Origin of the sequence: Bradyrhizobium sp. LCT2 (genome assembly GCF_009931255.1) — a bacterium.
In the GTDB taxonomy this organism is placed as follows: domain Bacteria; phylum Pseudomonadota; class Alphaproteobacteria; order Rhizobiales; family Xanthobacteraceae; genus Bradyrhizobium; species Bradyrhizobium diazoefficiens.
The window spans coordinates 1,026,869-1,048,415 of the sequence record NZ_CP034432.1 but is presented as its reverse complement, the minus strand read 5'-3'; the positions used below and the strand labels follow the sequence as shown (position 1 = coordinate 1,048,415).

Below are 21,547 nucleotides of genomic sequence, written 5' to 3'. Positions count from 1 at the left end.
TGGTGCACTCGATCTGACCTCGCTGCGAAACGGTGGCGATTTGGAGCAGGGCACGTGCTCAGTCTCGTCATTGCGAGGAGCTCTTGCGACGAAGCAATCCAGACCGCCTCCGCCGGAGACAGTCTGGATTGCTTCGCGTCGACGGATGATTGTCCCGTCGTCGCCCCTTCCTGCATCGTCGGGGTCCATTTCGTTTCACGTGAAACATAGTGATTTCAAACCCCAGCCTACTGTGCATGGGGTTGTTTTCGCGAAACCCACTTCGACCGAGCCCAGTTGCCCTGTTTCACGTGAAACAACCAGCTCACCGAGTTTCCACTTCCGGCTTCTCCGCCGCTGAGCTAGAAGTCCGCCCATGCGACCAGAGCGAGAGAGTTTCGACGTCATCGTGATTGGCGGCGGCCACGCCGGTTGTGAAGCCGCGGCTGCGTCTGCCCGGATGGGCGCCGCGACCGTTCTGGTGACGCATCGTTTTTCCACTGTCGGCGCGATGTCCTGCAATCCGGCCATCGGCGGTCTCGGCAAGGGCCATCTCGTCCGCGAGGTCGATGCGCTGGATGGTCTGATGGGCCGGGTCGGCGATGCCGGCGGCATCCAGTTTCGTGTCCTCAATCGCCGCAAGGGCCCCGCGGTCCGCGGCCCCCGGGCCCAGGCCGACCGGAAGCTTTATGCCGCCGCGATGCAGGCCGCGATCCGGGAGACCGAGGGTCTTTCCGTCATCGAGGGTGAGGCCGACGAGCTGATCGTGGTCGAGGGCCGGGTGACCGGTCTTCGCCTGGCCGACGGCCGGGAGTTCGGGGCCGGGTCCATTGTTGTCACCACCGGCACCTTCCTGCGTGGTCTGATCCATCTCGGTGAGAAGAACTGGCCCGCCGGCCGCGTCGGCGAGGCGCCCGCGATGGGCCTTTCAAGCTCCTTCGAGCGTGCCGGCTTCACCCTGGGACGGCTGAAGACCGGCACTCCGCCGCGTCTGGACGGCACGACGATCGACTGGTCGGCGGTGGAAATGCAGCCCGGAGACGAACCGCCGGAGCCGTTCTCGGTCATGACCGACCGGATCACGACCCCGCAGATCCAGTGCGGGATCACCCGGACCACGGCCGCGACCCATGAGGTGATCCGGGCCAATGTCCATCGCTCCCCGATGTACTCCGGCCAGATCAAGAGCTCCGGACCGCGCTATTGCCCCTCGATCGAGGACAAGATCGTCCGGTTCGGTGACCGCGACGGCCACCAGATCTTCCTGGAGCCGGAAGGGCTCGACGACAGCACCGTCTATCCCAACGGCATCTCGACCTCGCTGCCGGAGGAGGTCCAGCTCGCGATCCTCGCCAGCATTCCCGGCTTGGAGCGGGTCAAGATGGTGCGCCCGGGCTACGCCATCGAATACGACCACGTCGATCCCCGCGAGCTCGATCCGACCCTCCAGACCAAGCGTCTGCGCGGCCTGTTCCTGGCCGGGCAGATCAATGGCACCACCGGATACGAGGAGGCCGCCGGGCAGGGCATCGTGGCCGGGTTGAACGCGGCGTTGGCCGCCAGCGGGGCCGCGTTAACGGTGTTCGACCGCGCCGACGGCTATCTCGGCGTGATGATCGACGACCTCGTCACTCGGGGGATCAGCGAGCCCTATCGGATGTTCACCTCGCGGGCCGAGTACCGGCTGACGCTGCGGGCCGACAATGCCGATCAGCGTCTGACCGAGAAGGGCATCGCTCTGGGGTGCGTTGGGAACGCCCGGACCCTGCATCACCGGACCAAGATGGAGGCCTTGAACGCCGCCCGAGCACTGTCGAGGTCTCTGACCATCACCCCGAATGAGGCGATCAGCACGGACTGTCCCTGAACCGGGATGGTCAACGCCGCTCGGCCTTCGAGCTGATGGCCTATCCGGACATTGGTTGGAGCCAGGTCCGCGCCATCTGGCCCGAGCTGTCGGCGGTCGACCCGGTCATCGCCACCCATCTCGAGATCGACGCCAAGTACGACGTCTATCTGGAGCGCCAGAGCGCCGACGTCGAAGCCTTCCGGCGCGACGAGGGGCTGGCGCTGTCAGAGGTCGATTATCAGCTGGTGCCGGGTCTCTCCAATGAGGTGAGGGCCAAGCTGGAGAAGGCGCGGCCGTTCACGGTCGGCCAGGCCGGCCGGATCGATGGCATGACGCCGGCGGCGCTCGGCATCCTCGCGGCCTATCTCCGGCGCGAGGCAAGGAAGACCTCAAAGGCAATTGCATAGGCGTTTCACGTGAAACAGCGCGGACCGGCCGGCGGTCGATCGTCATCGCCGAGACCTTCATCGCCGAAACCTTCAGCACCAGGATCTGGAGCGGGCGAGGGACCCGACGGTCGATCTGCACCGGCCAGCCAGAAGATCAACAAGGCCAGCGCCAACGATCGATCGTTGGACTCGGTCATAGCGGCGGACAAGATCGCAGCGCTGAAGCTTGCGCCCGTTTCACGTGAAACCGAGGCCCGGCTCGATCGCTACATCGCGCTGCTGCGGGAGTGGCAGGCCAAGACCAATCTCGTCGCGCCCTCGACGCTGCCGCACCTCTGGACCCGGCACATCGCCGACTCGCTTCAGCTCGTCGATCTTGCCCCAACGGCCAGGCGCTGGGCCGACCTCGGTAGCGGCGGCGGATTTCCGGGCGTTGTCCTGGCCTGCACCATGGCGGAGACACCGGGTGCGAGCGTCCACCTCGTCGAGCGAATCGCCAAGAAGGCGGCGTTCCTGCGCGAAGCAATTCGGATCACCACATCTCCGGGAGTCGTACATCTCGCTGAGATCGGGGATAATGTGGATAGAATCACCGGCCCGGTCGATTGCGTCACCGCGCGTGCACTGGCTCCGCTACATCAACTCATCGGCTTTGCGGAGCCGCTAATGCGCCAGGGCGCAAAAGCGTTGTTTCCAAAGGGTCAAGATGTAGAGGCTGAATTGACCGAAGCCGCTAAATATTGGAATATTCAGCCGCAGCTCCACCAAAGCCGCACCGGTGACGGCTGGATCGTGGAGCTCAATGCCGCCGAACGGCGCGGCTGAGGCGTTCAGGGGCGAGTGGGGAATTTGCGATGAGCGTGATTGACGAGCCGCAGCAAGAGCAGACCGATGTGGTCCCACAGGGACACCCGCGCATCCTCGCGCTGGCGAATCAAAAAGGCGGCGTGGGAAAAACAACCACAGCGATCAATCTTGGCACGGCGCTCGCCGCGATTGGCGAGCGCGTTCTGATCGTCGATCTCGATCCGCAGGGCAACGCCTCGACCGGCCTCGGCATCGATCGCCGCAACCGTTCCTGTTCGACCTACGACGTGCTGGTCGGCGAAGCGGCCTTGCGCGAGGCGGTGGTGTCGACGGCGGTGCCGCGGCTGCACATCGCGCCCTCGACCATGGACCTCTCCGGCCTCGAGCTCGAGCTCGGCACCACGCCCGGCCGCGCCTTCAAGCTGCGCGACGCGATCGGCGCGCTCAACAACAACGTCTCTCCGGACGCCGATTACACCTATGTGCTGATCGACTGCCCGCCCTCGCTCAACCTTCTGACGGTGAACGCGATGGCGGCGTCCGATGCGATCCTGGTGCCGCTCCAGTGCGAGTTCTTCGCGCTCGAAGGTCTGTCGCAATTGCTGCAGACGGTGGAGCAGGTCCGCTCGACGCTCAACCCGAACCTGTCGATCCACGGCATCGTGCTGACCATGTTCGACTCGCGCAACAACCTCTCGAACCAGGTCGTCGCCGACGTCCGCCAGTTCATGGGCGAGAAGGTCTACAAGACCATGATCCCGCGCAACGTGCGCATCTCGGAAGCGCCGTCCTACGGCAAGCCGGTGCTGGTCTACGATCTCAAATGCGTCGGCAGCGAAGCCTATCTGCGGCTTGCCACCGAAGTGATCCAGCGCGAGCGCGAGCTGCGCACGACGCATTGACGATGCCGTAGGGTGGGCAAAGGCGTCTTCGCCGTGCCCACCGTCTTCCGCACACAATCGGTGGGCACGCTTCGCTTTGCCCACCCTACGATAATTCAGTTCTGGAGTGCTGCACCGTGAATCCAAGGGAGCTGGCGATGGCCGACGAAGCGCGTTCGCGACTGGGCCGGGGTCTTGCAAGTCTGATCGGTGACGTCGGCGGCGAGGCTCAGCACGTCGATCGTCCGCGCGCGCAGCGCAAGGTGCCGATCGAATTCATCAAGCCCAACCCGCGCAACCCGCGCCGCACCTTTTCGGAAACCGAGCTCAAGGAGCTCAGCGATTCGATCCGGCAGCACGGCGTGATCCAGCCGATCGTGGTGCGTCCGGTGAAGGGCGCGCAGGACCGCTACGAGATCATCGCCGGCGAACGGCGCTGGCGCGCTTCGCAAATGGCAGGCCTGCATGAAGTGCCGATCGTGCCGGTCGACATCAGCGACAGCGATGCGCTGGAGTTCGCGATCATCGAGAACGTGCAGCGTGAAGACCTCAATCCGATGGAGGAGGCGCAGGGTTATCACGCGCTCGCCAATGAGTTCAAACGCAGCCAGGATGACATCGCGAAAGTCGTCGGCAAGAGCCGCAGCCACGTCGCCAACATGATGCGGCTGACGAAGCTGCCGGCCGAGGTGCAGGCCTTCATCGCGACCGGCCAGCTGACGGCCGGTCACGCCCGCGCGCTGATCGGCGTGCCCGATCCGCTTGCCGCCGCCAGGCGCATCGTCGAGGAGGGTCTCAACGTCCGCCAGGCCGAGGCGCTCGCGCATGAAGAGGGCGTGCCGGAGCGCAAGCCGCAGAAGGCGCGCAGCACCGGGGGGAAGGAAAAGGACCCCGACACGATCGATCTCGAAAAGCGTGTCAGCGACGCGCTCGGTCTCAAGGTCACCGTCAATCACCGCGACCCCGGCGGCTCCGTGCAGATCAACTACCGCAACCTCGACCAGCTCGACGAAGTCATGAAGCGGTTGGCGAAGGGCGCGCTGTAGTCTTCGCCGTTATTCCGGGCTCGCGATCACGCGCGGAGAGAGCTGGACTTAGCCCCGCCGCTTGGCGTTCGCGGCGATCGCCATCAGCGTGCGCTGGGCGATGGCGGCAGCGAGGGTGGATTGCTTGCGGGTGTCGAGCGCGGCGGTTGCGAGCTGCTCGATGATGGCGGCGAGCCGCGCCACGCTGAAATTGCGCAGCGCCGTCTCCACCGCCGGCTTTCGCGAAAAGTGCAGCCGCGGAAAGCCGCCGTCGAGCACGGCGGAGGCAGGCTGGCCGTCGGCGATCGCAAGCGCGGATTTGTGCAGCCACGCGGCCTGGCGCTGCGCGGCCGAGATGATCACGCCGGGATAGGTGCCGGCGATCATGGCTTTGGCGAACTCGGTCTCGACAATGTCGGGCCGGCCGGCGAAGGCGCCGTCGACGATCGGATCGAGCTTCAGTTCGGAAGCATCGGCGACCACCGCCATCACGTCTTCCAGCGTGATCTCGCCTTTGCCATGTGCATAGAGCGTCAGCTTGCGCAGCTCGTTGCGCGAGGCCTGGCGGTCGCCGCCGAGGAACGACATCAGTGCCGCGCGGGCATCCTGCGCGATGCGCAAGTTTGCGATGCGAAGCTCGTCGTCCATCAGCTTGGCCAAGTCGCGCTCGGTGTCGGGATAGCAGCCGATCGCCACGGCCGTCTTGGCGCGCTCGCAGGCCTTACGCAGCGGCGATTCCGGGCGCAGCTCGCCGGCCTCGATCACGATGCGGCAATCCTTCACGCCCATCTCGGCCAGCGTGTCGATGCCGCTGGCGAAGCTGCGCGAGCCTGCGCGCACGCGGATGGCGCGTCGGCCGCCGAACAGCGGCACCGTCATGGCTTCGTCGACGAGGCGCGACGGCTCGGCGGACAGCTCGTCGCCATCGAGCCTGACCAGCGAGAACGGATCGTTGGGGTCGTCCACGGCGGAGGCGATCAGCGCGTCGGCGCGTTCACGCACCAGCCCGGCGTCGGGACCATAGAGCAGGACGATCGGCCGGCCCGCGTCGGGGCGGGCGAGGAAGGCGTCGATCTCTTTTCCACGCAGCGCGACCATCGGGCCTAGATCGTCATTCCGGGGCGCGTAGCGCGAACCCGGAATCCAGTGGTTGGGAATCGAGATTCCGGGTTCGCACCACGCGCGCCCCGGAACGACGGGAATGTGAACTAGCTGCCCGCGGTGAAGAACGAGGCGAGCCGGGTGTTGATGTTCTCGGCGATCTCGTTGGCGGCACGATCCTCCGCATCGCGCACCGCGCGGTTGCGGGAGAAGCGCTGGTAGGAGCCGGGATTGTCATAGGACACGCGCGAGAACGTCGTGCCGGTCATCACCGACTTGCCGCTCGCGACCTCGATCAGGTTGTACTGGGCGTCGATGCCGTAATTCTCGCTGGTCGGCAGTCCCGTTGCCTGGCTGATGATCAGGGACGACCGGCTGGAGGTGAAGCGGATCTCCAGGCGGTGAGTCGGCGGCATGCCCGTGGCCGTGCCGTACAGCTTGAAGGCGAGAGCATTGCGGACCTCGACGCCGACGCGGGCCTCGCGGGAGGCGTTGGGCTTGGGGATCGGGGGCAGCTCGACGCCCATCAGCTTCTCACGCAAGCCGGGGGTGCCGTCAGTATGCTCGGCATACATCGGCCGGAAGCAGCCGGCCGTCAGCGCCGCCAGAGCGACGACTGCCAGCAAACGGGCTGCGATGCGGATCCTAGCCGACAACATTCACGATCCTCTTGGGGACGATGATCACCTTGCGGACGGGCTTGCCGTCCAGCGCCAGCTTTACCGCATCGAGGGCCAAAACGGCAGCCTCGATTTCCGGATTCTGGGCCGCTGTTGCAACTGAGACCTCACCCCGCTTCTTGCCGTTGACCTGGACCACCAGGGTCACGCTGTCTTCAACCAGCAAATCGCGTTCGATTTGGGGCCAATTGGCCTCCGAAACCAGCCCCTTCTGGCCCAGCACCTGCCAGCACTCCTCGGCTAGATGCGGCATCATCGGGGAGAACAGCTGGACCAGGATCTGGCTGGCCTCCCGGATCGCCCAAGCCAAGTCCGCGGCCGGCTGGCCGGGGCGCTGGAGGACCTCGGAGAACGCATTGGTGAATTCGCGGATATGGGCGAGGCAGACGTTGAAGTGCAGCCGCTCGATCCCGGTGGTGACCTTGTCCAGCGCGCCATGGGCGGCCTTGCGCAAGGCGGTCGCGTCCGCCCCGAACGAGGCCGGCCGGGCCGCCAGCGCCGCCTTGCCGAGTTCGACGGAATCGTTCACCAGCCGCCACAGCCGCTGCACGAAGCGCGAGGCGCCCTGGACGCGCTCGTCGCTCCAGATCACGTCGCGGTCGGGCGGGGAGTCCGACAGCATGAACCAGCGCGCGACGTCGGCGCCGTAGGTCTCGATGATGTCGTCGGGGTCGACGGTGTTCTTTTTCGACTTCGACATCTTCTCGATCGCGCCGATCTGGATGTCTTCGCCCGTCGCCAGCAGGGTTGCGCGGCGCCCGTTGCCGCCGAGTTCGATCTTGACCTCGGCCGGCTGCACATAGGACCCGTCGGCCTTCTGATAGGTCTCGTGCACCACCATGCCCTGCGTGAACATGCCGGCGAACGGCTCGTCCAGCGCAACGTGCCCGGTCGCCTTCATCGCGCGGGTGAAGAAGCGGCTGTAGAGCAGATGCAGGATCGCGTGCTCGACGCCGCCGATATACTGGTCGATCGGCAGCATCCGGTTGGCGACCGCGGGCGTCGTCGGCGCGTTCTCGTTCCAGGGATCGGTGAAGCGCGCAAAGTACCAGGACGAGTCCACGAAGGTGTCCATGGTGTCGGTTTCGCGCTGCGCCTTGCCGCCGCATTGCGGGCAAGTGACGTGCTTCCAGGTCGGATGATGATCGAGCGCGTTGCCCGGCTTGTCGAAGGTCGCATCGTCAGGCAGCTTCACCGGCAGGTCGGCGTCCGGCACCGGCACCACATCGCATGTCGGGCAATGGATGACGGGGATCGGGCAGCCCCAATAGCGCTGGCGCGAAATGCCCCAGTCGCGCAGGCGGAAATTCACCTGACGCTCGCCGACTGGCGCGTTGCCGCGCAGCTCGCTTTCGAGGCGTTTTGCGACTTCATCCTTGGCCTGCTCGATGGTCATGCCGTCGAGGAAGCGCGAATTGATCATGCGGCCGTCACCGTCATAAGCGGTGTCGGTGATGACGAACGATTTCGGATCCTGGCCCTCGGGGCACACCACCGGCGTGTTGCCGAGGTTGTACTTGTTGACGAAGTCGAGGTCGCGCTGGTCATGCGCGGGGCAGCCGAAGATCGCGCCGGTGCCGTATTCCATCAGCACGAAGTTGGCGACATAGACCGGCAGCTTCCAGCTCGGGTCGAACGGATGGATCGCGCGGATGCCGGTGTCGAAACCCTGCTTCTCCGCGGTGTCGATGATCTCCTGCGCGGTGCCGATCTTCTTGATCTCGGCGATGAACTCCGCAAGCTTCGGGTCCTTCGCGGCGGCGGCCGTCGCCAGCGGATGATCGGCCGAGATCGCCATGAACTTGGCGCCGAACAGCGTGTCGGGGCGCGTCGTGAAAATCTTCAGCTCGCTCTCGCCGGCCGGCGTCGTCGCCGGATCCAGCGCGAAGCGCACCAGGAGGCCTTCGGAGCGGCCGATCCAGTTGCGCTGCATCAGCCGCACCTTGTCGGGCCAGCGGTCGAGCGTATCCAGCGCGGACAAGAGCTCCTGCGAGTACTTCGTGATCTTGAAGACCCACTGATTCATTTCCCGCTGCTCGACAATGGCACCGGAACGCCAGCCTTTGCCGTCGATCACCTGCTCGTTGGCGAGCACGGTCATGTCGACCGGGTCCCAGTTCACCTTGCGCTTCTCGCGCTCGGCAAGGCCCGCACGCAGGAAGTCCAGGAACATCTTCTGCTGGTGCTTGTAATAGGAGGGATCGCAGGTCGCGATCTCGCGGCTCCAGTCCAGCGACAGCCCGATCGAGCGGAGCTGCTTCTTCATCGCGGCGATGTTGTCGTAGGTCCAGGCCTTCGGGGCGACCTTGCGCTCGATCGCGGCGTTCTCGGCCGGCAGGCCGAAAGCGTCCCAGCCCATCGGATGCAGCACGTTGAACCCCTTGGCGCGCATGAAGCGGGCCAGCACGTCGCCGAGCGTGTAGTTCCGGACATGGCCGATATGGATGCGCCCCGACGGGTAGGGGAACATCTCCAGCACATAGTATTTCGGCCGCGAATCGTCGTTCTTGGAGACGAAGATCGCCTTTTCGTCCCAGGCGGCTTGCCAGCGCGGTTCGGAATCGCGGGCGTTATAGCGTTCGGAGGTCATGGAATCGTTGGTTTTTTCGTGGGTTCGGCGGTCTGAAGTGGCCGGACTAGGCCATAAAAGCGACCGTGGGGTCAACGGATGAGTATTGACAACCAACGGCACCGGGAACACAATCCCTAGTCGTATTTCACCATCGTATACGCCATGAAGCGATTTTTGAGAGTGTTACTGGTTTTCGCCCTGACAGCGACGACGTTAGCTGAAGTGGCAACAATAATTTGCCTGACCACAACAGTTTCCGCAGAGGCTCGCCCGCGCGATCCTTAGCTGCAGTCTAGGCGGAGCATGCGTGTGGTACGGGCGTCGACAAGGGGGCCCGGAAGTGCCCATTTGCGCGCTGCGTAAAAATCTCAGGCCATGGGCTTGGCTGGCCGCTCTGCTAGCGAGCGGACTGTGCGCGGCTGCCGCAGACGACGTCGAGACCTGCAAAAAGATCGACCCGCTCATCTCACCAGATGCGTGCACTGCCGCAATCAAATCGGGGAGCCTTCAGGGCCACGATCTGGCTGTCCTCTATCTGAACCGTGGCTTTCTCGCCAGTCGCGCAAACGATTTCGACAAAGCAATCCAGGACTACGGCGAGGCAATCAAGGTTGACCCGCAATATGCGAATGCTTTCAGCAATCGGTGCGCCGTCTACGTCAGAAAGCGCGAATTCAATCGCGCGATCGAAGATTGCGACAACGCCATCAACCTGAACGCAAACTACACAAGTGCTTACGTGAGCAGGGGCAACGCCTACCGCCTGAAGAATCTGCATAGTCAGGCAATCATAGACTACGAGCGCGCCATCGCGCTCGACAAGAATTCAACGGCTGCGCTCTTCGGTGCCGCTCTCTCTTATTCGTCCATAGAAGACTACGGGCGCGCAATTGAAGTCTATGGCCAGGTCCTCAAACTCGACGGCAAGAGCATTCAGGCGCTTAACAATCGGGGCTTGATCTACCTGCGACTGCATGACCTGGATCGTGCGATCAAGGACTTCAGCGCGGCGATCGATCTCGATCCGACGTTCGTCTATGCCCTGAATAATCGGTGTTCGGCCTACAACAGCTTAAAAGACGCGGACAATGCCTTGAAGGATTGCGACCGCGCGATCGAGCTCGTTCCAACCTATGTAAATCCCTACATTGGACGGGGTCGGGCCCATCGTTTGAAGAATCAAACCGACCTGGCGCTCAATGACTACGATCGGGCGATCGCGCTCGACCCGAAATCCGCGAGCGCATTCTTTGGGCGCGCGTACGTTCACGACCAAAGAGAGGAATATAAACAAGCTGCGGACGACTACACCAAAGCCTCACAATTGAACCCGAACGATCCCGAGACATGGAATAATCTGTGCTGGGCTCTTGGCATCATAGATCAGCTGAAAACGGCACTCTATGCCTGCGACCGGTCGCTTTCATTGCGGCCGAACAGCGCCGTCACGTCAAATAGCCGCGGTCTTGTCAACCTCAAGTCGGGAAATCTAGCCCAGGCCATCGAGGACTATGATCGGGCGCTCAATATGAGTCCGAAGGATGAGAACTCCCTCTATGGCCGCGGTATCAGCAAGTTGAAGCTTGGCGATCGTGCCGGCGGCGAAGAAGATATTAATGCGGCCAAGGCGATCAGCAGCACCGTCGCCGACGATTTCAAGAAACTAGGAATTCGGTAAGATTACGAAACAAGTCGCTCCATATATTGGAGGGTTGGCAAATGAACGAATTGCTCAGCCGGGATGTCGTCCTGCTCCTCGCATTGTGCGTCACTTACATCTTCTGGGCGGTCGTACCCCTGCTTCCTGCGGTTATGATCTACCGGCTGTTTCCCAACGCGCCGGTTGATACGCAATGGAAGATACTGGGAGTTGCAGTGAAAGCGGGCGGAGCGGCCGGCTTCTACTTCGCGATCCTGGCGCTCGGCTTCTTCAAGTTTCTCGAGCCGACGATTGAGTATGTGCGAGGTCTTCAGCGTCCCTATTGGACGGTCGAAGCCTTGGTTCAATTCGTCGAATCGGACGACAGCGTAAGCAGGCCTTACACCACCAACTCTGCGGAGCAGATACGGATTCAGCCCTATGCATATGATTTCAAGCAAACGGACGATCAGACCTATCTGATTACGATGAGGTTTGCCGAGCTCAACAGCGACACTGATTCGATCAGACTCATTTTTCCCGAGGGGATCGGCTTTATCCCTCTCAAGCAAATGATGAGCAGCGACAACACGAACAATTTCCTTAAGCGTGTTAGTCTGACAAAGGGTCCTCCGACGAAGATTCATCCACCCGTCAAGTGGGGACAAAATGCGCCGTCGGTCTCCGAGCTGTCGCAAAAGCTGGAGCGCGGTCTCGAAACGATATCTCCGCGGTAGTCTTGCAGCCGGCCGTCAGCCCGCCATCATCATGTCCGCTGCGCCGGTCTCAATCGCCTGCACGCCGTGCTCGACGACGTTGTTGCGGCCGCGGTGTTTTGCGGCGTAGAGGGCGGCGTCGGCGGCTTCGATCAGGTCGCCGGGTCGCAAGGCCTCGTTGGGCTTCGCTGCGGCAACGCCGATCGAGACGGTGACGATCATGTGGGCGGACGTGATGTGCGGCAGGCAGAGCCTCAGCACGGCCGCACGCACCAGTTCGCCGATCTCCACGGCGCGGTCCACGTCGGTGTTCGGGAGCAGCAGGCAGAATTCCTCGCCGCCATAGCGCGCCGCAAAGCCCATCGTGTCGGCGGCGATACCGGACAGCGACTCGCCGAGTCGGGTCAGGCAGGAATCGCCTTCGAGATGGCCGTAGGTGTCGTTGAAGAGCTTGAAGTGGTCGACGTCGATCATCAGCAGCGCGAGGTCGCTGCCATATTGCTGCGCGCGCATCCATTCGAAGTCGAGCCGGCTCTGGAAGCCGCGGCGGTTGGCTAGGCCCGACAGCATGTCGATCGAGGCCATTACCGTCAGCCGGTCGTTGCTCGCGATCAGCTCGCGCTCGCGCTGGCTCAATTGCGCGGCCATCGCGTTGAACGCGCGGGCCAGCGGCACGAATTCGGCCGGCAGGCGATTGCGCGCCGCGCGTGCCGACAGATCGCCCTCGCCGAGGCGCTTGGCCATGTCGGCAAGCATCTCGATCGGCTTGATCACCAGCTTCTCGGCGGCGATCAGCGCGCCGAGCAGGACGAACAGGACCACGAAAGCGAGCTGGAGATAGGCGGTGCGGATATCGCGGCTCACGGCCGCAGACACCTTGTCCTCGTCGATGCTGGCGATCAGGCGGGCATTTGTGCCGGCGATGCGGATGTAGCTGACGGCGCGGCGCGAGCCGTCGGCGGCGAGGAAGGACAGCGAGCCCTCGTCCTGGTCCGACCGCAGCGCCTTGTCGGCGATTGCGGACATCAGCGGCATGTTGTCGAGGGGACGGCCGACCGCGCTGTGCTGGTCGGCGGGGGCGGCCAGCACGGTGCCCGCGCTGTCGACCAGCACGGCGGTGATGCCGGCGCGACCACCGAGATTGCTCATGACCTTCGACATCCAGTCGAGGTTGACGGTGGCGAGCACGACGGCATCGGCGACGCCGCTGAAGGCGGACACCGGATAGACCGCCATGACGGTCGGTGACGGCACCGGCCGCGACAGGATGAAGTCGCTCAGCACGAAACGGCCGGTTTCCTGCGCCTGCTGGAAGTAAGGCCGGTCGCTGAGATCGAGGCCGACATACATGTTGTTGGTGGCGCACTGGATGCGTCCGTCCTGGCCGGCGATCAGAAGCGTGCGGATCCAGGGGAGATTCGACGGCAGGCTCGCGCGCAGCACGTCGCAGCTCTTGCTGATTCCGCCGGCGGAGGCGCGGATGAAGGCTTCCGATTTCAGGATGGTCTCGACCGACGAGATCACCTCGCGCTGCGCATCGGCGCTGTGCCTTGCGACGGTGTTGAACTCGGCCGCGGCCTGCGCGATTTGGCTGGTGCGCGTGTTCTCGAGCGAACGGATGCGCTCGAGCATCAAGGGCGCCACCAGAATCACGGCGAGTAACGCAAGCCGCGCCCGGATTCCAAGGACCTGCTTGAGTTTTGCTCGCTTACGGTTGAAACTGACGTTTGCCATCTTCGCTGCCCACCCCATGGGCCAAGGTAAAGCGAAGGGTTCAAAAACTCTTTCTTGAACTCGGTAAAATTGGACTTACCTCGGTTACGACCACAGCCAATCGACGTCATGACAGAAGCCAACGCCGCGCCGGTAACCGGCCATTCACCAAACGCGCTCGCCGCGGTCGAAGCCGAAATCGCCCGCGCCTGCAAGGACGCGCGGCGCGATCGCGCCTCGGTCACGCTGATCGCGGTGTCGAAGACCTTCGACGCGGATGCAATTACCCCGGTCATCGCCGCCGGACAGCGCGTATTTGGCGAGAATCGGGTGCAGGAGGCCAAAAGCAAGTGGCCGGCGTTAACGTCCGTTTACCCCGATATCGCGCTGCATCTGATCGGGCCGCTGCAATCCAACAAGGCGAAAGAGGCGGTCGCGCTGTTCGACGCCATCCATTCGGTTGACCGCCCGAGCATTTGCCAGGCGTTAGCCAAGGAAATCGAATCCCAGAAAAAGCACCCGCAGCTCTTCGTCCAGATCAACACCGGCGAGGAGCCACAGAAGGCCGGCGTCGCGCCCGGCGAGGCCGATGCCTTCCTCGCAAGCTGCCGCGATACCTATGGACTGACGATCTCCGGACTGATGTGCATCCCGCCGGTCGACGAGCCGCCGGCGGCGCATTTCGCGCTGACCGCCAAGATCGCCGCGCGTAACGGCTTGAAGAATCTCTCGATGGGCATGAGCGCGGATTTCGCCACCGCCATCATGCTCGGCGCCACGCATGTGCGCGTGGGAAGCGCGATCTTCGGGCATAGATAATTGTCTTGGGTCGTACTGGCGAAAGCCAGGACCCATTACCCCAGGGAGTGGTTTGGCGAAGATTGGCCGTCGGTATTGCAACGGAGCGGAATCGAGAGATCACGCGGTATGGGTCCTGGCCTTCGCCAGGACGACAGCAGTGATTATTCGAACCCCACCGACACCTTTCCCAACACGCCAAAATCCACCGCAAAGTGATCGCCGGCCTGGATCGGCAGCGGCGGATGGCAGGTGCCTGTGGTCACCACCTCCCCTGCCCGCAAGGTGATGCCGAGTCCGCGCAGCTCGTTGGCGAGCCAGGCGAGTGCAACACGGGGATCGCCGAGCACGTTCTTGCCATGGCCGATGTAGCGCTCGCCGCGCAGCGTGATCTGCGGCCGTTCTTCGACGAGATCCATCCCGCGCCAGTTCGCAGGCGTCGCCGCGCCCAGCACGAACAGATGCGCGCAGGCATTGTCGGCGATGAGCTGCGCCTCGCCGGCGCCGGCGAAATCGACAAAGCGCGAATCCGGAATCTCGATCGCGGGATGGAAGCTGTCCACGGCGCCCAGCACCTCGTCGACGGCGAACGGCGCCGCGCGCGGCGCCAGATCGCGTCCCATGCGGAAGCAAAATTCCGGCTCGCCGACGCGCATCGCGTTGCCCTTCATCGACGCGGTGCCGCCATCGGCGATCACGGTGTCGCTCATGATGCGCCCGGCCAGCGGTCCCGTGACATTGATGTGCTTCTGTCCGGACAAGCTCGTTGCCGCGATCTTCCAGCCGAACAGCTTTCCGGGCGATTGCGCTTCGAGCGCGGCCTGAATGGCGTAGCCCTCGGCGCGGGTCTGCGGCCGCAGATGTCTCTCCAGTGCGTCGAGCTTGGTGCCGTCACGCCAATGTCGGACGAGGATGCGCGATGCGGCGGCGATCTGATCCTTCTCGAGCATGGGCCCTCACCCGATGATGATTCTTGTTCGTGGGCCGATCCGCCGCAGCAATTGCAGCATCGCGGATTTGGTCATGGAGACGCAGCCCGCGGTCGGCCCGAAATTGTCGCGGGCCAGATGCAGAAACACCGCGCTGCCGCGGCCGGCGATGCGCGGGCGCGTGTTGTGGTCGATTTCGATGATGAAGTCATAGAGATGGTCGGCCCGCTTGAGCCGGTCACCGCCCTGCCCCTCGCCGAGCCGGATTCCCTGATTGTAGTGACGGTCCCGGGGATCCTCGCACCAGGCGTCCTCGCCGGTGATGATCCGCGCCGGCAGGAAGGTTTGCGGCCGGCTGTGCCGGTCGCCCCGCCACCACAGTCGCCGCGGTCGGAAGCTGCCCCTCGGGGTGCCGCCGTCGCCCTCGCGTTTGTTGGCGAGAATACCGCCCCGCCCCAGCGCCACCGGAATCGTCAGCGCTCCGGCCGTCAGCCAGCCGCGGCGCGGATTACCGGCGGCAGGCTTAACGCGGATCGCGGACAGCGGTCCGGCGCCTCGATTTTTGGTGTAAGTAGCTGAAGCAGCGTTGTTTTTCATGTGACCGTGCGATGTCGCATTCATTACAGGACATTCATCAAAACGCCCTGCTATTCTAGGTTAGAGTGCTTCTGGCTTGTGAATCGGTAACAGCCCACTACTTCAACACGAACAACAATAATAACGGCGACCCCTAAACTTCCCCTCGCGGCTGGGCGCGGCATGCATGCGCGCCGAGCCGGACCCCAAAAGGATGATACCCTATGGCCAATGCCCGCAAGATCCTGATCGTGGATGACGATACCGATCTGCGCGATACGTTGGTGGAGCAATTATCGCTGCACGAAGAATTTGAAGCCTCCGCCGTCGATACCGGCGCCAAGGGTGCGAGCGCCGCGAAGGCCAATTCCCCCGATCTCGTCCTGATGGACGTCGGCCTGCCCGACACCGATGGCCGCGAGGTGGTCCGCTCCTTACGCAAGGGCGGCTTCAAAGCCCCCATCATCATGCTGACCGGGCATGACACCGATTCCGACACGATTTTGGGCCTGGAATCCGGCGCCAACGACTACGTCGCAAAACCCTTCCGCTTCGCCGTGCTGCTGGCCCGTATCCGCGCGCAGCTCCGTCAGCACGAAGCCAGCGAGGACGCGGTGTTCTCGGTCGGCCCCTACAGCTTCCGGCCCGGCTCGAAGATGCTGACCGCCGCCAATGCGCGCAAGGTCCGGCTGACGGAGAAGGAAACCGCCATCCTCCGCTTCCTCTACCGCGCCGGCCAGATGCCGGTGTCGCGCGAGACCCTGCTCCAGGAGGTCTGGGGCTATAATTCCGGCGTCACCACCCACACGCTGGAAACCCACATCTACCGCCTCCGCCAGAAGATCGAGAAGGACGCCGCCAACCCGGAGATCCTGGTAACGGAAGCCGGTGGCTACAAGCTGGTGCCGTGATACGCTTTGGGGGCGTGCGAATCGTTTTAGATCGCGTGCCCTTGAGCCTCGGATCTGAATGTCAATTGACGACGACGTAGCGCTTCTCGAGCGGGTCCCGACATTGCGCCTGTTGGGAGACGCCTCGTTGCGCATGCTGGCGATCGGCTCCGAGCAGCGTGACTTCGTCCGCGGCGACATCCTGTTCAATCTCGGCGACGACGCCGATGCCGGCTTCGTGGTCCAGCGCGGCGCCTTCCGGGTCGAAGACGGCGCCGGCGCCGAGATGACCGTGGGTCCCGGCGCGCTGATCGGCGAGCTCGCGCTGGTGGTGCCGATGAAGCGGCCGTCGAGCGCGATCGCGCTGGAGCATTCCTCCGTCATCCGCGTCGCGCGCAGCCTGTTTCAGCGCGTGCTCGAAAGCGACCCCGCCGCCGCCGTTCGCCTGCGCGACGAATTCGCAGTTCGCTCCAGCCAGATCGCGAGCGATATCCTGATGGCCGGTGCGAAGCTGACGACCTGAGGCCCCTGTCATTCCGGGGCGCGACGAAGTCGCGAGCCCGGAATCCATTCATCCACCAACTCTGCCGCCCGATGGATTCCGGGCTCGCGCTACGCGCGCCCCGGAATGACAGGAGGTCACACCTCCAGCGTCACCGTCACCGGCACGTGGTCCGACGGACGCTCCCAGCTCCGCGCGTCGCGGAGAATCTTGAAATCCTGGACCGCGTCCTTCAACGCGCGCGAGACCCAGATGTGGTCGAGCCTGCGGCCGCGGTCGCCGACGGTCCAGTCGGCGGAACGGTAGCTCCACCAGGTGTAGACCTTCTCCGACATCGGAATGCGCTCGCGCGCGACGTCGACCCACTCACCGGCCGCGAGTGCCGCCTTCAGCTTCTCGGTTTCGACAGGCGTGTGCGAGACCACTTTCAGAAGCTGCTTGTGCGACCAGACGTCGTTCTCGTGCGGGGCGACATTGAGATCACCGACCAGGATGTGGCGGTCATCGCCGCGCGGATGCAGCGGCTCGCACGCCGTCATCTCGTCGAGGAAGCGCAGCTTGTGGTCGAACTTCTCGTTCAGCGCCGGATCGGGAATGTCGCCGCCGGCCGGCACGTAGAAATTATGCAGCACCAGCGGCTTTTCGATGTTGGCCTGCGTCCCGAAAGATACAGAAATGTGGCGCGAATCCACCTTGTCGCAGAAGGTGCGGATGTCCTTGGACTCGAATGGGATCTTCGAGACGATGGCGACGCCGTGATAGCCCTTCTGCCCGTTCAGCGCGACGTGCTCATAGCCGAGCCGCTTGAAGCGCTTCAGCGGAAAGGCGTCGTCGATGCACTTGGTCTCCTGGAGGCACAGCACGTCCGGCCGCGCACTCTTGAGGAATTTCGCGACCAGATCGATGCGCAGCCGCACCGAATTGATGTTCCAGGTTGTCAGGGAAAGACGCATGAGGGATGCGTCTTAGCATGGATTGGCGCGGGGAAAATGCTTGTCCACAGCGAGCTCTCGTAGGGTGGGCAAAGCGAAGCGTGCCCACCATTCCTGCCGCGAGGAGGAGAGATGGTGGGCACGGCGCAAGTGCGCCTTTGCCCACCCTACAGCAACTATCCTGGCGATGGGCCGTAATTCGTGAAGTCGATCTTGAACATGCCGGGATCGAGCTTCTTGGTTGCGTCGAGATTGTAGACCGCGATCGTGGTGTCGTAGCCCTGCGGGTCGGTGACGGTCCACTGCTTCAGCTGGCCGTCCTTGGCGCCGAACATCAGCAGGAGGCGGCTGGTGCCGACCAGCGCCTGCTTCTCCTCGATGGTGACGCTGACGAAGACGTCGTCGGCCGAGACGTTGACGACGTTGGTGTCCTTCATCAGGTCGATGCGATCGGACAGCAGGAAGCGCAGCGGCGTCTGCGACAGCGGATAGACGTCCTGGGTCGCGAGCTTGCGGTCGCGCACCACCAGCGACGATCCGTCGGCGACGATGTCGATCGGGCTCGGCGCGTCGTATTCGAAGCGCACCTTGCCCGGCTTCTGGATGTAGAAATCGCCCTGCGTCTTGCTGCCGTCGGGGCCGACTTGAACGAAATTCCCGACCAGCGTCGACAGCGAGGACAGATAGGCGCTGACCTTGGCCGCCTGCGCCTTCTGGTTGGCGTCGAAGGTCTGGAAGATGCTGCTCGGCACGTTGCGGCGCGGATCCGGGATCACCGGATTCGGCGGCGTCTGGGTCGCGCCGGTGACCGCAGGCCCGCCGGCGGCCGCACCATTGTCGCGGCCCTTCGGCGCGGGCTTCGGTACCGGCACGTTCTGCGCGGACGACGCCGCGGTCACCATCGCGGCGGTGACGAGAAGCACGCCGGCCACGCGCGCGCTTCGCGCGGCGATGGTGGCAGCGAATCGAATGTCCGGATGTCTGATCAACGCGTCGTCCTGTATGGCTAGGCGCCTTTTAGCGTGATTTCGGGCAAAAGCAGATATCGATTTTGCGTGAAAGCCTGTTTTGAGGCGGCTCGCCTCACATATGGCTGTCTTCTTCCTCGACCAGGATCTCGCGCTTGCCGGCGTGGTTGGCGGGACCGACAATGCCTTCCAGTTCCATGCGCTCCATCAGCGATGCTGCGCGGTTATAGCCGATTTGCAGGCGGCGCTGGATGTAGCTGGTCGAGGCCTTGCGGTCGCGTTTGACGATGGCAACGGCCTGCTGGAATAGATCGCCGCCGCCATCCGCGCCCATGCCGCTGGCGTCGAACACGGCGCCGCCGTCCTCGTCCTCGGTCGGCTCTTCGGCCGTGACCGCCTCGAGGTATTCGGGCTGGCCCTGCGTCTTGAGGTGGCGCACCACCTTCTCGACTTCGTCGTCCGACGCAAACGGTCCGTGCACGCGGCTGATGCGGCCGCCGCCCGCCATGTAGAGCATGTCGCCCTGGCCGAGCAGCTGCTCGGCGCCCATCTCGCCGAGGATGGTGCGGCTGTCGATCTTGGAGGTGACCTGGAAGGCGATGCGGGTCGGGAAGTTCGCCTTGATGGTGCCGGTGATGACGTCCACCGACGGACGCTGTGTCGCCAGGATCACATGCAGGCCGGCTGCGCGCGCCATCTGCGCGAGACGCTGTACCGCGCCTTCGATGTCCTTGCCGGCGACCATCATCAGGTCGGCCATTTCGTCGACGATGATGACGATGTAGGGCAGCGGGTCGAGCGAGAGCTTCTCTTCCTCGTAGATCGCCTTGCCGGTTTCCTTGTCGAAGCCGGTGTGCACCGTGCGCGTCGGCTCCTCGCCCTTGGCTTTCAACTCGAGCAGGCGCGTGTTGTAGCCGTCGATGTTGCGCACGCCGAGCTTGGCCATGTTCTTGTAGCGCTCTTCCATCTCGCGCACGGCCCATTTCAACGCGACCACCGCCTTTTTCGGGTCGGTCACGACGGGCGTGAGCAGATGGGGAATGCCGTCATAGACGGAGAGTTCGAGCATCTTCGGATCGACCATGATCAGCCGGCACTGGTCCGGGCGCAGCCGGTAGACCAGGCTGAGGATCATGGTGTTGATGGCGACCGACTTGCCCGAGCCGGTGGTACCGGCGATCAGCATGTGCGGCGTGCGCGCGAGGTCGATGATGACGGGGTCGCCGCCGATGGTCTTGCCGAGGCAGAGCGGCAGCTTCGCGACCGTGTCGACGGTCTCCTTGGCGACCAGCAGCTCGCGCAGATAGACCTTTTCGCGATGGGCGTTCGGCAATTCGATGCCGATGGCATTGCGGCCGGGCACGACGGCGACGCGCGCCGACAGCGCGCTCATCGAGCGGGCGATGTCGTCGGCGAGGCCGATCACGCGCGACGACTTGATGCCGGGCGCCGGCTCCAGCTCGTACAGCGTGACGACGGGACCCGGATTGGCCTTCACGATCTCGCCGCGCACGCCGAAGTCCTGCAGCACGCCTTCGAGCGCGCGCGAATTGGCCTCCAGCTCGGCCTTGCTGAGCGGCTGGCGATCGCCGGCCTTGGGCGCGGCCAGCACGGACACGGACGGAAGCTCGAACTTGTCGGAGGATTTCCTGGCCGCGGCCTTCGGAGCCGCCTTCTTGCGCGGTGCGCGCGCGGCAGGCTCCTCCTCTTCCTCCTCGTCTTCCTCTTCCTCGTGCTCCTCCTCGTAGTCCTCGTCTTCGGACCGCGGCGAGATCGGCGGCGCGGCGCGGCCGCCGCCGAGATTCGGCTCCTGGCGGCTGAACCCAACGGCCCTGGTCTTCGGTCCGCTCGAGACCAGCGAGCGGTAAGCGGCACCACACAGCCAGATCAGGCGCGCCTTGGTGCTCATCAGCGCATGGAACAGCCAGCCCAGCGACACCGAGCCGCGATCGCTCTCCTCGTCTTCATCGAGCGGCTTGTCGTCATCCTCGATCTCGGCGAGCTCGTCGTCATGCTCGCGCGCGCCAAGACCGCAGGCGATCAGGAAGGTCGCGGCCATCGCCGCGAACAGGATCACGCCGAGCACCGTGCGATAGATCATGCCGGGCGGCCCGAAAATCACCGCGGGCGCGCGCACCAGGGCATCGCCGACCACGCCGCCGAGTCCGGTCGGCAGCGGCCATGCGCCGCCGTGCGGCCAGCAGCTGACAAAGCCCGCAGCGATCACGGTGCAGAGAATCCAGGAGCCGAGCCGCAGCGCCTCGCGGTCGAACGGGCGATGGGTCATCATGCGCCAGCCCCAGACCGCGACCGTCAGGACCAGCATGATGGCGCCGAGCCCGAGGATCTGCATCGCAAGGTCGGCGCCGATCGCGCCGGCATAGCCGAGGATGTTGCGGATCGGCCGCGAGGTCGCGTGGCTGAGGCTTGCATCCTGCACCGACCAGGTCATGAGCGCGGCCGAGGCGAGCCCCGACAGCGCGATCAGGCCGAGGCCGGCGAGCTCGCGCATACGCCGCGCCAGCCCCTCGCGGATCGACGGCGGCAGATGGCCGACCAGTGGAATGACACGTTCGATTGCCGACATGCTCACGGGCCCCG

17 protein-coding genes and 1 pseudogene are annotated in these 21,547 nt (G+C 64.2%); 9 read left to right on the top strand and 9 right to left on the bottom strand.

Features of this window, described 5'->3' with window-relative positions:
- The first annotated feature begins 355 nt into the window (after nt 1-355).
- From mnmG to EI171_RS05655, 4 genes and pseudogenes are all read left to right on the top strand, one after another.
- A pseudogene (gene mnmG, locus EI171_RS05670) lies at nt 356-2,235 on the top strand (tRNA uridine-5-carboxymethylaminomethyl(34) synthesis enzyme MnmG).
- 165 nt (nt 2,236-2,400) lie between these two features.
- On the top strand, nt 2,401-3,042 hold the full coding sequence (gene rsmG, locus EI171_RS05665; protein WP_171463831.1) for a 16S rRNA (guanine(527)-N(7))-methyltransferase RsmG: 642 nt from the start codon (nt 2,401-2,403) through the stop codon (nt 3,040-3,042).
- A gap of 29 nt (nt 3,043-3,071) precedes the next feature.
- Entirely contained in the window at nt 3,072-3,926 is an 855-nt protein-coding gene (locus EI171_RS05660) for a ParA family protein (protein ID WP_011083458.1), read from the top strand.
- Between the two features lie 137 nt (nt 3,927-4,063).
- Complete coding sequence (locus EI171_RS05655; RefSeq protein WP_038965125.1) at nt 4,064-4,951, top strand: ParB/RepB/Spo0J family partition protein; 888 nt, start codon at nt 4,064-4,066, stop codon at nt 4,949-4,951.
- Nucleotides 4,952-4,999: 48 nt separating this feature from the next.
- Here EI171_RS05655 and holA read toward each other — a convergent pair whose 3' ends face one another.
- From holA to leuS, 3 genes are all read right to left on the bottom strand, one after another.
- Nucleotides 5,000-6,028: a DNA polymerase III subunit delta gene (gene holA, locus EI171_RS05650; RefSeq protein ID WP_028174995.1), complete on the bottom strand. Its 1,029-nt coding sequence runs from the start codon at nt 6,026-6,028 to the stop codon at nt 5,000-5,002.
- A gap of 110 nt (nt 6,029-6,138) precedes the next feature.
- Entirely contained in the window at nt 6,139-6,690 is a 552-nt protein-coding gene (gene lptE, locus EI171_RS05645) for an LPS assembly lipoprotein LptE (RefSeq protein ID WP_011083455.1), read from the bottom strand.
- Nucleotides 6,677-9,301, bottom strand: a complete 2,625-nt coding sequence (gene leuS / locus EI171_RS05640; RefSeq protein WP_161532804.1) for a leucine--tRNA ligase — start codon at nt 9,299-9,301, stop codon at nt 6,677-6,679. Before leuS ends, lptE begins: the two co-directional genes overlap by 14 nt.
- A gap of 289 nt (nt 9,302-9,590) precedes the next feature.
- Here leuS and EI171_RS05635 point away from each other — a divergent pair, with 289 nt between their 5' ends.
- On the top strand, nt 9,591-10,961 hold the full coding sequence (locus tag EI171_RS05635; RefSeq protein ID WP_161532803.1) for a tetratricopeptide repeat protein: 1,371 nt from the start codon (nt 9,591-9,593) through the stop codon (nt 10,959-10,961).
- 41 nt (nt 10,962-11,002) lie between these two features.
- Nucleotides 11,003-11,659: a hypothetical protein gene (locus EI171_RS05630; protein ID WP_161532802.1), complete on the top strand. Its 657-nt coding sequence runs from the start codon at nt 11,003-11,005 to the stop codon at nt 11,657-11,659.
- Nucleotides 11,660-11,674: 15 nt separating this feature from the next.
- Here the strand turns inward: EI171_RS05630 and EI171_RS05625 are convergent, their stop codons facing one another.
- The gene (locus tag EI171_RS05625) at nt 11,675-13,372 is read right to left on the bottom strand and encodes a diguanylate cyclase domain-containing protein (RefSeq protein WP_028174991.1); all 1,698 of its coding nucleotides are present in this window, start codon (nt 13,370-13,372) and stop codon (nt 11,675-11,677) included.
- Between the two features lie 108 nt (nt 13,373-13,480).
- On the opposite strand from EI171_RS05625, the gene EI171_RS05620 reads away from it, so the two are divergent.
- The gene (locus tag EI171_RS05620) at nt 13,481-14,170 is read left to right on the top strand and encodes a YggS family pyridoxal phosphate-dependent enzyme (RefSeq protein WP_161532801.1); all 690 of its coding nucleotides are present in this window, start codon (nt 13,481-13,483) and stop codon (nt 14,168-14,170) included.
- 143 nt (nt 14,171-14,313) lie between these two features.
- On the opposite strand, the gene EI171_RS05615 is transcribed toward EI171_RS05620, so the two are convergent.
- On the bottom strand, nt 14,314-15,099 hold the full coding sequence (locus EI171_RS05615; protein WP_028174989.1) for a 2-keto-4-pentenoate hydratase: 786 nt from the start codon (nt 15,097-15,099) through the stop codon (nt 14,314-14,316).
- A gap of 6 nt (nt 15,100-15,105) precedes the next feature.
- Nucleotides 15,106-15,675 (bottom strand): L,D-transpeptidase, encoded by a 570-nt coding sequence (locus EI171_RS05610; protein WP_028174988.1) that lies wholly within the window; start codon nt 15,673-15,675, stop codon nt 15,106-15,108.
- Between the two features lie 203 nt (nt 15,676-15,878).
- Here EI171_RS05610 and EI171_RS05605 point away from each other — a divergent pair, with 203 nt between their 5' ends.
- Both EI171_RS05605 and EI171_RS05600 read left to right on the top strand, forming a co-directional pair.
- Entirely contained in the window at nt 15,879-16,565 is a 687-nt protein-coding gene (locus EI171_RS05605) for a response regulator transcription factor (RefSeq protein ID WP_008142830.1), read from the top strand.
- A gap of 58 nt (nt 16,566-16,623) precedes the next feature.
- Nucleotides 16,624-17,067: a cyclic nucleotide-binding domain-containing protein gene (locus tag EI171_RS05600; RefSeq protein WP_011083447.1), complete on the top strand. Its 444-nt coding sequence runs from the start codon at nt 16,624-16,626 to the stop codon at nt 17,065-17,067.
- A 116-nt stretch (nt 17,068-17,183) separates the two neighbouring features.
- On the opposite strand, the gene xth is transcribed toward EI171_RS05600, so the two are convergent.
- The 3 genes from xth to EI171_RS05585 all read right to left on the bottom strand — a co-directional run bounded on the left by xth (nt 17,184) and on the right by EI171_RS05585 (nt 21,539).
- Nucleotides 17,184-17,999: an exodeoxyribonuclease III gene (gene xth, locus EI171_RS05595; protein ID WP_161532800.1), complete on the bottom strand. Its 816-nt coding sequence runs from the start codon at nt 17,997-17,999 to the stop codon at nt 17,184-17,186.
- A 155-nt stretch (nt 18,000-18,154) separates the two neighbouring features.
- Nucleotides 18,155-18,910, bottom strand: a complete 756-nt coding sequence (locus EI171_RS05590; protein WP_011083445.1) for an outer membrane lipoprotein carrier protein LolA — start codon at nt 18,908-18,910, stop codon at nt 18,155-18,157.
- Nucleotides 18,911-19,061: 151 nt separating this feature from the next.
- Nucleotides 19,062-21,539, bottom strand: coding sequence for a DNA translocase FtsK (locus EI171_RS05585; protein ID WP_161532799.1), 2,478 nt, complete (start codon nt 21,537-21,539; stop codon nt 19,062-19,064).
- Between the last annotated feature and the right edge of the window lie 8 nt (nt 21,540-21,547).